Genomic DNA, 10,647 nt, shown 5'->3' on the forward strand with positions numbered 1-10,647 from the left:
TTTTGCCACCACAGGGCGCTGTGCTATGATGCGCGCCGCGCGGGTCCCGCGTCATTGCCCAGGGCCCGGGTGGTGAAATTGGTAGACACAGGAGACTTAAAATCCCCTTAAAATAAGTAAAAAAGCTTTAAATACAATAGGTTGCACAATAGATTTATAAAATAGGTAGCATTTAGGTAGCAGACTGGCAGAGTGCTACTTTTTTCAGGAAAACAACGAGACCACGCCCGAGTGGTGAAATAGGTAGACACATCAGACTTAAAATCTGAAGGCCGCAAGGCCGTGCCGGTTCGAGTCCGGCCTCGGGCACCATTCAGCACCGAACTAATGTAGTAAGGGTCATAGGCGGGTCCAGATAGAAGCCAAAAAATTGTTTGGAGGCGACCCTAGCCGCGTCGGTGACATGTTATCGACCGCGTATTGACAAGTTATCCACGGGTTACTATAGTGACGCCCATAGCGCCCCCGGCTGTTCGTATGTCGCTCGATAATGACATCACCAACCCCGGGGGCTTTTTTATGCGTGAGAATAAATTATGAGAAAAGTCGCAATCTTGGTGGATGGAAATTTTTATCTCCGGCGTCACCATTCTCACTTTGGGGCCAAGCGAGCTTCAAACCCAAGGAAAGTGGCCAGAGATCTCTGGATTCATTGCATGAAGCATCTGGATCGGGACAAGGACCAAATATACAGGATTCTATTTTACGATTGTCCGCCTGTTACTAAACGAGTTCATCATCCCCTAACCAATAACGCTGTTGTCTTAGAGAAAACTGCCACTGCGATATTCCGGAAGGCGTTTTTTAAAGAGATCGTTAGGTGGGGTAATGTTGCTTTGAGGCTTGGTCATCTTGATGAGGATAACGCGAGATGGCATATTCGAGATCCAAAGCTACACAAACAGGTCATCACTGGAAGACAGCCCGCAGCTAATCTAACTGAAGATGACTATGTCTATCTCGCCCCTCAAAAAGGGGTGGACATGAGAATAGGCTTGGACATCGCCTCTTTAACCTTGAAGAAACTCGTGGACAAAATCATCCTCATATCTGGGGACAGTGATTTTGTGCCCGCTGCAAAACTAGCCAGGCGAGAAGGGGTGCAATTTTATCTTGACCCGATGAGGAATCCTATAAGGCCAGACCTAAGCGAGCATATAGACGGGCTGAAAACAACACTTCCCCCCTTGCCTCCCGCGCTGCCAAAACCGCCGCAGGTCTAGGTACTGGGGCGTCCGTGGCTACAGGAAATAGGTTATCAAGTCATTGGACAGCGACATGCCAGCCAAGGTCCGCCAGGACGCCGCTAAACGCCTCTCTAAAGCTCATCGCGAGGATAGGCGGTCTCTGCACAAGCTTATGGCGCTCAGCCTTGCGCTGGGCATCATGATTGGACTTGCGCTGGGCATACTGGTAGCTGAACGCTGGATAGGTGGTCAGGAGGTGATCTTTATCCCTGCCAACGGAGTAGACGTGTAGCCCCCAGATTAAAGGCGTACAACCTTTTTTATCTCGGCTTCACACGCCTTAACAGCGCCCTCTGGCTTGTCGCCATACCAGTGCTTTTCTGGAAAATTATAATGATAGGCGCGGTACGTCTGTGTCACCGCCTTACCTTTAGAAAATCTGGTTCTGCATCGAACTCGCACAGCTTTGACGCCCGGAGTCCACTCTATCCATGCGGGGCTATCGAGTAGGTTAAATGAGTGCTCATTCTGGTGCTGATCGACAAAGATACCCTCAGTGTCTAGCCCCTCACCACTGCGAACTCTTGCGACATCATTGGCCTTTTTGCCACTGCTGCTCGCTTTGCCGACAGCATAGAAAAAACCGACCACAGCCACGATTCCAACTATCCACCAAATCATATAATGGCCCGACTCTCATCCTTATCAGCGACAAGTATATCTATCACCTCCGCCCACGCCAGACTTGGCAGGCGACATGTTAGTGTTTAGGTAATTGCTTTTGAGGGACAGCAGGTCAAACCGCAGGCAGTCGCCTGATCTACTCACCCCCTTTGGGGCATTCTCCAGCCCAAGAACACCGCCGCTCTTGGCGGGGTAGCTGGCCAGAGTTTGCCAGGGAGTCAGGTTTAACCGTTCGGCTTGCCCATGTTTAACACCTCTCGCCAGTCCCGCAGATACGGCTGATTCAATGCGTGATTGCCGGTCTCATGCCAGCGGAAAAACATCAGGCCGATCAACTCGTCGCGCTTGTTAGCCTGCAATGCCTCTTGCGGTGGCGGCAGTCCCTGGTCCCATGCCAGGGTGATCGGATCGCGTTCCTCCACCTTGCGGCGGCTGCGGCGCTTTATGCTGGCCATGACTGAAGCTCATGCCTCAACTCTACCGAATCCTGCCACGTCAGGTAGCCGCCCGTTCCCGCAGGCCAGGGGCAGTCGCCAACGGCATCAACCGGGGAAGTCTGCCAGGGTGGAAGTCGTAGCAGTCGGTGCAGGCCCATTGCCTCGCCAGCATTGTATGCGTCCACGGTCTCCCGTGTGATCCTGGTGGTCTGGCTGTGTCGGCGTCTGCGCGGTGTGCCCATCAGCGGCCCCCTGGTCTGCCTGGTTTAAGGGGTGGCAGAATGTCGAGGTTCAGGGCTTTGAACGCGCCCAGCATCGCCGCTCTGGCGTCTCTCTCAGCCGCTACAGCGGGGTTTGCCTTCAACTGGTTGTAACGGTCCGCAATGGCGACACCATGCTTGTCTACCAGCTCAGCGGCCTGATTCATGCGGTCAAATGCCCTTAGCGCGGTTTCAAGCAGGAATGCCGCCCCTTCATCGGTCAGATCGAACTCGGCATGTAACCGCTTCCACCAGGATGCGGCAGCAGGCGATAGGGTTTTGGGTGGCGCGGTTGTCGTGGACTTTTTCAAAGCGATTTCCTAGTTCTGTGAAAAGAGCACTTCGGGCGCGATTTCCTAGACCAAAGTTATTGAGACTAGACCCACCCCCCCCTACGCACGCGCATGGATGTACTGCGCGACATGATCCAGGTTATCGGACTCAAACAATCGCGCCGTTGCCAGCGGTCGAGCAAGCCAGTATTTACCGCCGGGATCTCCGGTTGAGTACAGCCGGAATCCTGCCGCATGGGCTTTCTCGCGTGCAGCCAGGAACGCTCGGCAAGTGCTTGGCTCGCCGCGCTCAATGAGGTATCCGTCACGCTGGAATCTTGGCCCGCTCATCAGTGGACCACCTCGGGTTTACCAGGGATGTGCTTCTTCAGCGCAGCATCAATGGCGGCATCAATGAGGGCGGTTCCCCGAAACAGCATTGCGTTCAAGCTTGCGATAACTGCGTCACAGACGGGCAGCGTATCCGGCACTGCGAAGTCCTCTGCGATGGTGTGACCAGACTTGCATTCGAGGATAGCTTGATACCCTTGCCCCCCAACGTGGCGTACACGAATAGCCTTGGCGTAGTCACCGGGGCATCGAACAACGTGGGGAAAATAGGTGTTAGACAATATGTCTGCGAGTGTCGCCATGAGTCATTCTCCTGTGTGCGGGATACCGTTCTTGCTCACCAGCCGCCACGTAGGGCCGCTACCAGGGCGAGTGTTTTTCGCGTTGTCGCCCAGGGACAGCCAGAGACTGCCCCGATCTGTCACAAGGCGACCGCGCGCGTATTCAGTGCCGAACTGCCACGGGCCATCGTAGGAATCTGCAATTGATTTCTCGGTCGATGACTCCGCTTCCAATCTGGCAATGCGGGATTCCAGCGCGGCGAACTCAGCGCGCAATGCCTGGTCGTGAGCGTCAATGGAGTCTTTCACGTGACCACGAATGACCGGCGCAACAGCCTTGGCAAACGCTCCAAACATTTTTAAATCCATCACCAGTTCGCCCCTACAAGGATGCGGCAGGCGTCAGGGTCCAGCAGCTTCCAGTTAGCGAACAGCAGGGATTTCGCCGCGACTGCGTTGCTCTGGAACAGCGATACCGCTTGGCCCATGCCGTCCGAATCAATGTCGTCCTGAAGTTCAATCGACGCGGATTCAGTGCGGGAGATCGAAACGCCGCCCATTGCCAGGAGAACGCGAGAAGCGTCCAGCAAGGTGATGGTTGAGCCGGTAGAGTCGAGGGGCGCGCTCTGTGAGCAGATCACGGGCAGACCGCAGATTGTTCCGCCCAGCACGCCAACGTCAGGGAATACGTGTGCCCCGTTCACAGTTGTCAAGCTCAAGTGCGCTGCGGTTTCTGGATGCATTACCAAGACGCTGGTCGAGAGGTTGCGGAAGTTCTGCAACAGCTCCCGGAAACTGGCAGCGGGATCACTGCCCGCGACAATGGTTTCGGCATCCGCTGTAATCGGGCGCGGTGCCTCCGAACTCACCGCGTCCGGGTCGAGGAATTGCGCGTCCATCACCTCTGTACATGCTTCAGACAGCGCTTCCAGCAGTGCGAACTCCGCGTTTTCCTGCTCCAGGGATTCCATAGTTAAAACTGTAACCGCGCCTATCTTGCGACTCGGCAGGGAGTGGTTGACCAAGCTCTGGGAGCAAACGGGAATGGCGTGCAGCTCGGGCACCCATGCGGCTGACGCGCTGAAGGGGGAATTAACCGGCTGGTTGAACCCTACGCGCATAGTCGAGGCCGCGATCCGGGCCACCACTGACTGCCGAGTCAGGTGGGCCATGAATTCGGCGCTGGTTGAAGTGCTGTTGTGAAAGTCTCCGCTTGAAAAAGCCCCAACCGCCGCTTTGGTACGTTGCCGGTCCCAATGCCAACGCCGCTCCATGTCGGCTTCGCGCTCGTGGTGGTTCTGAACTAGAAGCGTTGTTACCAGTGCGCGGCCTGCTCTCGCCGCATCGGACAGTACGCCTGTTTTTTGAATTTGCATCCCGTGATCCTCGTTTAAGCTTGAAAATAAAGTGTTTTCGAACATCTTCTATTTTCCCACTCTGTCACGGGGAGTTACAGTGCATGTTGTGACGCTTCGTGATATGCCGTGACGCATCGTGACGTGTCGTGCAAAAATTTTTGCTTTTAGGGCATCTCCTCGACGATGTACTGCGCAAATTCCCTCACCGGCAGATAGTGCCTGCGGTTCACTGATACCACTGGCAGGGGGACGCCTGCCGCCAGCCAATTACGTAAAGTGCCAGGTGATCGGTCGAGGTAACGCGCTGCATCCTCAAACCGGAGTCGGTCGCCGCGTATCAATGGCACGCCGTTATCCCGTGCCCATTCAACAATGCGGTTGGCTTCGGCTTGTACGGGGTCGGCTGGTAGCGGCTGGCCGCACTCTTTGCAAGTGCTGGTCATGGTTGCTGCCTCCTGTTTGTGTGTTCCACTGGTGTTGCCATTGATAAGTTGGAAAAGTTGTATGCGCGTGCGAGGTATAAAAATATGAATAAGGTTCTAAAAAAACTTTACGTCTCGTACGCGCATACAATTTATTCAACTAATTACCCTGCCACCTTCTGCAATGCTGCATACCGCTCTGCCCTCGCTGCCGTGATCCTGGTGGCGTGATCCTCAAACCGGGTATGCACTTCAGGGTTCACCAGGAACAGCCCAGCGGATCGCCTGCCGCGCTTGCCGGGTGTAGCGGGTGGGGTTACGTCAATGATCCAGCCAAGCTCGATCAGGTAATCAATGGCGCCCTCGGCATCGCGGTAATCGGCGCCTTGCCAGTGTGTAGCGTTGCGGGTCAGGTCTCCGCGTTTGAAGGTGTCCCACTGCTTGCACAGGATCGCTTCAGCGGCAGATTTCACCAGAGCCAGCACTTGCCCCGCCTCCTGGTCTAAAACCCGGTATACGGCCTCTGAGTGTCTGTACAGCACGCCCATTAAGGCCCGCGCCCTCTCCATCGTCTCCGCAGTCACCATGCGCAGCGGATCGCCACCACTTTCTGCCGCCTGCATCATGTGCAAGGCAAAGGCAGTGCGGCCTAACATGCCGGGGAACTTGTCCAGGTGCTCCGCAAACCGTTTAGCAGGGGTGCGCTGTGCCAGCTTCCGAACGTGATTGTGATAGTCCTGCATGGCTCGCTGGGCATCGGGTGCGAGGTTCACCATGTGGGGCTTGTGGCTGCACCAATCGGCCAGGGTGCGGAATATCGCGCTTGCGTCTGCGTCAGTGCGGGAATCGACGCGGGCCACATAATCCACCTCTCCGGCTGGCCGCAGACACCAGAGAATGAACCGCTGATACAGTCCATCGGCTCCGGCCCCGGCTTGCTTGAACTTCTGCGCCAGCACCTCCGGCTGAATCCCGGCGAGGATTCCCACCGAAAAGTCAGGCACCACCATCGGCTGTTGCTTGGAAGCCCGGTTGATAGTCACCATGCCGCCATCGTAGGCGCGAAGGAACACGCCCCGGTCTTTGCCTCCGTCCCTGCCGCTGTAGGCATCCATGCGCCCGAGGAACTCGGTTATTTCATGGTGATACAGGTTCACGCCCTCGGGGTTGTCCACCAGTACCTGCCCGAGCGCTTCGGTGGTGGTGTCGAGTGCGTGCCTTTGCTTCCACGGTGGGCGGGGTGGTGTATCTTCTTTTGGGCTTGCCTTTACCTGTGCACTCCACGCTGCCAGGGCTTCGCCACTGTCCCGAATAAGGCGCTCATTGATCGCTTCCGGTTCGGCCTTGGCGGTGTTGATAATCGGGGATTTACCGGCGCCACTATCGCCAACCAGCCCGGCCCATTGGAACGGCGGTACACTGAATGGCCCGAGGTTAAGCCGGGTGCGGTGGTCACAGGTATTTGCAGCCGCCACCAGTAGGCAGAAGGCATACCCGCCCACATCAAAGCCCGATTGTGCTGCGCGTGCTTCGGCCAGCTTGCGAAAAGCAACCGGCAGCACTTCTAGGGGGAAGGCCGGTACAGGGTATTCCGCGAACGGGTCCGCGAGGTCTGGCCAACTGGCATCGACTCTGCTTTCAATCAAATCAACTTGCGCCGATTTACGCTCCACCCTCCGCGAAGGCATCCCAGCTTGCAGGGCCATGCGCGCCAGGGTGCCCATGCCTGCACCTCCGGGCTTGATTTCAAAGCTCTGCCACTTGCGGGGCATCTCGCGTTCATCATGCTTGTCGGCACACTGCCGGGAGTAGGCCAGCCAATCGTCATACGTCCCGCCTGCCTGCTTTATAGCGGCCCCTACGCGTTGCCAATCGTCATAATCGGCGCCACTGTTGCGAAGGTGGGGTAGCACTTCGGCCAGGGTGTAGCCGGGTGCATCTTGGCGGATTTCGGCACTGTGCCGTTTTCCGCCAGCGGCTTGTTCGGTTTCGGAAGTGTTCCGTTTCCGAACATCGGCCAGCGGCTCCAACACCAGCCCGCAATCCTTCGCAATGCGTTCAAAGGCGGCTTTGATCGCTTCCAGGTCATCGCGGGACAGCTCCACCAGATCGGCGGGACAGGTACGGTGGAGACTGTCATCAAAGGTGATTCCGTCCAGGGCGGCCCACAGGTACGGCTGCTCTGTATCCGGGTGAATGCCATAGGCCACAAACTGATTCCCGGCCCCCAGCACTTCCAACTGGTGCGCGTTCTCTTTTGCCTTGGGCATCCCGGGCGGGTAATACCTTGCGGTGGTGTACTCTGTTTTCCGCAGTTTCTCCCGGCAGACGAAAGGAACGGCGAACTTGGGCGGCTTGCCGGTGCGCTTCAGTGCCTCGCCTTTCCCATACAGGTATTCAGCCAACCACGCCTGCACAGCATCGGCCACTTTGCGAGTAGGGGTGTCAACGTCCAGGCAATGCACGCTCAAACCAGCGCCGGTGTATCCCTCGGGAATCTCTCCGCAGATCACGCCAACACCAGCACCAGGGCGCCACTGTTCCACGCTGCGGGGATTCTCCTGCCAGCCGGTGCCCTCGGGTGCCTTGCTCCCCGACTTGATAAGGCAGCATGGATAATTGGCAAACAGGGCGCGTGCGTTATCCACACTTAGCGAGTAGGTGTTATAATGCTCTGGCGGAGCATTTATGGGGCTGCACTCTTGGCGGGGGGCGGCCCTTTCTTTTGCTAGTGGCTCCGTCATACGGCGTTTCCCTCGGTCAGCAACAAAGCCCCGCGCGCCGCATCGGCCACATCCGCGAGGGAGTCAACGTCATAGCCCACGGTCCACGGCTTGCCGCGAATTTTGAACATGATCTGGGCATCATTGACGCGAATGGTGGTGGCGAATTCGCCGCGCTCCACGGGAACCAGCACGGTGCCGCCCCGGGCGGAATCAATACGGGTTGATTTGGGGTTCATTGTTAAACCCCCGCGGTGGAGTGCTTGGCGTTGGCCTCAATCCATGCCAGTACATCATCGGCACGGTATCGAACATGGCGCCCCAGCTTGACGTATCGCGGGCCTTCACCAGCCCAGCGGGCGCGCTCGCACCACGCTGTAGACTTGCCTAGATAAACGGCTAGCTCCCGCTGGCTCATGAGCCGGGGCAGGGCGGTCAACTCCGAGGGGAGCTGTGGAGTAGTGTTGTTGTCGGGGCTTTGCATGACACTGTCCTCTGTCCTAAGTAGTTGGAACAGTTCGCAGTGTCGGGGGGGATACTCCGCTAGCGGGGCTAGCGGTGGATTTTAGCCTCGGGCCAGAGTTTGTTCTTCAGCGTGCTAAGTTTGTACGGCTTCAGGCTGTCATTGTCGCCGTTCTCATTGTCTATCAAATACTCGTCTTGCAGCTTGATAGGCTTGGTGGAATCAATCGGGAGTAGTCGCAATCCGTCAATGGTGCCAACCTCCCATGCGGCCATAAAATCCTTAAAACTCGCATCGTCCGCGCGGTAGCTTGCCATCGCTTGAATGATTTTCGCCTTTAACGGGCATTTGGCGGCGGGGCGCCCCTTGCTGGCGTTCTTCCTGTTCGTCTGGTTGGTCGATTCCTTCTTGACCAGCATTTCAGCCAATTGCAACAGCTTCGCGCTGCCCTTTGCCCGCAGCCCCGCATCGCTGCTTGCCGCCATTGCCGCGTACTGCCGTTGCAGGTTCACCACAACATCGGTCAGCGGTAGCGTTTCCGTGGTGCCGTCATCGAATGTGTACTTGATTCGGGTCATGCGCTTGCCCTCAGTTGCACAACATCGGCGCCCGGCTCGGGTTTGTTATTTAACAGGCGCCACAGCTTCCGTAGGGCGTCTAACTGCCTCGGCAACAGCGGATCGCGGGCATAGTGTCGGGCCTGCACTCCGCCCAGCCCATGCGACAGCAGGCGGGCCAGTACATCGCTGCTCACGTTGTAGGGATCATCCATCAACCGGGATTCAATCGTCGCCCTGATATGCTTGCCGGTAAACGGGGCGCCTTGCAGTTCTCCGGCCTCCTTCATCGCAGTGCAGGTCCGGGCGGCAATGTCCGATACAAATTGATCGCTCATTGGGGTAGCGCCACCATCGGCGGAAAACACGTATTTCCCTGATCCGGTTATCCCATCGATTAGCGGCAGGGCCTCCGGTAGCAGGGGGATCTGATACACGCGCGGCTTGGCTCTGCGCCCCTTGTTATCTCGCAGCGTCATGGTCATGGAATCGCGGTCCACATCGGCCAGGGTGACGCGGGCTAGCTGTGCCATCCTCTGCCCGCCGGTCAGCACGTGGAGCATGGCCACGCCTCGCTGCGGCTCTGGTAGGGCGTTGATTCGCTTCCAGTACGCCCGGAATTCCGCGAGAGACAACACGCGCTCATTGGGGTTGTCTGCCCCTTCAACCTTGCGTATCTCTCGGGCGGGGTTCTCTCGCAGCCCCAGCGCGCGCAACTCTTTCGGGGCACTTACTTCATGGCGTGCATTGATCGCCCGGCTATACGCGGCCTGCATGTATCCTCTAACCTTGTCCGCCTCGCGGGGCTTTCCGTCATTCGCCAGCCGGGCCACTACCAACATGCAATCGTCTATGGTCACTGCGGCGGCGGGCTTGTTCCACAGTGCAGGGTGGGCATTCTTAACGTGGCGCTCAAGTGTGCCCTTAACCTTACCCGCTGAAACCTTGCCCTGTTTCTCCAGCAGATCGGTGTAGCTGGTCAGGACATAGCCCAGCGTATCCTGCGCGCCCTCGGTGGATGGCTTCGCCGGGCGGGTCAGCCTCGGGTCTTTGCCCTGCACCAGTTCGCCCCGTATCTCTGCCACCTTCTTGCGGGCGTTCTCCACTGTCAGCGGGTGCGCCGCTGCGGCCTCACCCTTACCTATCGCCACCTGATCGCCGTAACGCCCAATGGAGACTTTCACAACCTTGCCATTTAGACGCCCCTGGTAGATGAATGCCCGCGCGCCTCCACGCGATACCCGCAGCCCGAGTCCGGGTGTCACGGTGTCCCAATACACGGCCTGCGCTATCGGCTTTCCGTTGCTGGTAGTGGCGCCCTCGGGTGGCGGGGCTAGACTCTCAACTGCGGTTTTTGTGAACTTCAGTCGGTTCATGTTTTAGTCTCCCGTGCGAAATAGGTAGCACATAGGTAGCGGGCTAGTTCAAAGTTACGTGCTACACAGGAGACAAAATAGACGTTAAATCACTGATTTACAAGTGTTGTTAGTGCTACTTAAAAACTGTTCAGGGTGGGATTGGGGGACTTAAAATCTCCCGATCATTGCGATCGTACCGGTTCGATTCCGGTCCCGGGCACCACCAAATCGTAGGCAATAAAAAGGTTCATCGCGCATTTCCGGGGAAGGCGGCTTTGATCTTCAGGAAGAAGT

General features: G+C 57.3%; 12 protein-coding genes and 1 tRNA gene. 2 read left to right on the top strand and 11 right to left on the bottom strand.

Translation table 11 applies throughout. From position 1 onward, the window contains the following. Positions 1-225: 225 nt before the first annotated feature. Together AACZ17_RS15885 and AACZ17_RS15890 are read left to right on the top strand one after the other, a co-directional pair. A tRNA-Leu gene (locus tag AACZ17_RS15885) sits at positions 226-312 on the top strand. Between the two features lie 344 nt (positions 313-656). Further along, positions 657-1,223: an NYN domain-containing protein gene (locus AACZ17_RS15890; protein WP_290746953.1), complete on the top strand. Its 567-nt coding sequence runs from the start codon at positions 657-659 to the stop codon at positions 1,221-1,223. Positions 1,224-1,487: 264 nt separating this feature from the next. Here the strand turns inward: AACZ17_RS15890 and AACZ17_RS15895 are convergent, their stop codons facing one another. The 11 genes from AACZ17_RS15895 to AACZ17_RS15945 all read right to left on the bottom strand — a co-directional run bounded on the left by AACZ17_RS15895 (position 1,488) and on the right by AACZ17_RS15945 (position 10,371). Continuing rightward, entirely contained in the window at positions 1,488-1,844 is a 357-nt protein-coding gene (locus AACZ17_RS15895) for a hypothetical protein (protein WP_290746959.1), read from the bottom strand. Positions 1,845-2,095: 251 nt separating this feature from the next. Next, positions 2,096-2,326 (bottom strand): hypothetical protein, encoded by a 231-nt coding sequence (locus tag AACZ17_RS15900; RefSeq protein ID WP_290746962.1) that lies wholly within the window; start codon positions 2,324-2,326, stop codon positions 2,096-2,098. A 223-nt stretch (positions 2,327-2,549) separates the two neighbouring features. After that, complete coding sequence (locus AACZ17_RS15905) at positions 2,550-2,879, bottom strand: P27 family phage terminase small subunit (RefSeq protein ID WP_290746965.1); 330 nt, start codon at positions 2,877-2,879, stop codon at positions 2,550-2,552. A gap of 311 nt (positions 2,880-3,190) precedes the next feature. Next, positions 3,191-3,493, bottom strand: coding sequence for a hypothetical protein (locus AACZ17_RS15910; protein WP_339637802.1), 303 nt, complete (start codon positions 3,491-3,493; stop codon positions 3,191-3,193). A gap of 3 nt (positions 3,494-3,496) precedes the next feature. Further along, positions 3,497-3,829, bottom strand: coding sequence for a hypothetical protein (locus AACZ17_RS15915; protein ID WP_339637800.1), 333 nt, complete (start codon positions 3,827-3,829; stop codon positions 3,497-3,499). 11 nt (positions 3,830-3,840) lie between these two features. Further along, a complete protein-coding gene (locus tag AACZ17_RS15920) occupies positions 3,841-4,893 on the bottom strand; it encodes a phage major capsid protein (RefSeq protein ID WP_339638829.1) in 1,053 nt (350 codons plus the stop codon). 523 nt (positions 4,894-5,416) lie between these two features. Continuing rightward, on the bottom strand, positions 5,417-7,900 hold the full coding sequence (locus AACZ17_RS15925) for a DUF3987 domain-containing protein (protein ID WP_339638830.1): 2,484 nt from the start codon (positions 7,898-7,900) through the stop codon (positions 5,417-5,419). Positions 7,901-7,992: 92 nt separating this feature from the next. Further along, on the bottom strand, positions 7,993-8,214 hold the full coding sequence (locus AACZ17_RS15930; protein ID WP_339638831.1) for a hypothetical protein: 222 nt from the start codon (positions 8,212-8,214) through the stop codon (positions 7,993-7,995). A gap of 2 nt (positions 8,215-8,216) precedes the next feature. Further along, positions 8,217-8,459 (bottom strand): helix-turn-helix domain-containing protein, encoded by a 243-nt coding sequence (locus AACZ17_RS15935; protein WP_339638832.1) that lies wholly within the window; start codon positions 8,457-8,459, stop codon positions 8,217-8,219. Positions 8,460-8,527: 68 nt separating this feature from the next. Continuing rightward, the gene (locus tag AACZ17_RS15940; protein ID WP_339638833.1) at positions 8,528-9,016 is read right to left on the bottom strand and encodes a hypothetical protein; all 489 of its coding nucleotides are present in this window, start codon (positions 9,014-9,016) and stop codon (positions 8,528-8,530) included. Next, complete coding sequence (locus AACZ17_RS15945; RefSeq protein WP_339638835.1) at positions 9,013-10,371, bottom strand: integrase family protein; 1,359 nt, start codon at positions 10,369-10,371, stop codon at positions 9,013-9,015. Before AACZ17_RS15945 ends, AACZ17_RS15940 begins: the two co-directional genes overlap by 4 nt. Positions 10,372-10,647: the final 276 nt, after the last annotated feature.

Origin of the sequence: uncultured Haliea sp., from assembly GCF_963973825.1 — a bacterium.
GTDB lineage: Bacteria > Pseudomonadota > Gammaproteobacteria > Pseudomonadales > Halieaceae > Haliea.

Excerpts from the sequence above, each read along its gene's own strand:
- AACZ17_RS15890 (WP_290746953.1), top strand. The coding sequence starts at position 657 with ATGAAGCATCTGGATCGGGACAAGGACCAAATATACAGGATTCTATTT.
- AACZ17_RS15900 (WP_290746962.1), bottom strand. The coding sequence starts at position 2,326 with ATGGCCAGCATAAAGCGCCGCAGCCGCCGCAAGGTGGAGGAACGCGAT.
- AACZ17_RS15910 (WP_339637802.1), bottom strand. The coding sequence starts at position 3,493 with ATGGCGACACTCGCAGACATATTGTCTAACACCTATTTTCCCCACGTT.
- AACZ17_RS15915 (WP_339637800.1), bottom strand. The coding sequence starts at position 3,829 with ATGTTTGGAGCGTTTGCCAAGGCTGTTGCGCCGGTCATTCGTGGTCAC.
- AACZ17_RS15920 (WP_339638829.1), bottom strand. The coding sequence starts at position 4,893 with ATGTTCGAAAACACTTTATTTTCAAGCTTAAACGAGGATCACGGGATG.
- AACZ17_RS15930 (WP_339638831.1), bottom strand. The coding sequence starts at position 8,214 with ATGAACCCCAAATCAACCCGTATTGATTCCGCCCGGGGCGGCACCGTG.
- AACZ17_RS15935 (WP_339638832.1), bottom strand. The coding sequence starts at position 8,459 with ATGCAAAGCCCCGACAACAACACTACTCCACAGCTCCCCTCGGAGTTG.
- AACZ17_RS15940 (WP_339638833.1), bottom strand. The coding sequence starts at position 9,016 with ATGACCCGAATCAAGTACACATTCGATGACGGCACCACGGAAACGCTA.
- AACZ17_RS15945 (WP_339638835.1), bottom strand. The coding sequence starts at position 10,371 with ATGAACCGACTGAAGTTCACAAAAACCGCAGTTGAGAGTCTAGCCCCG.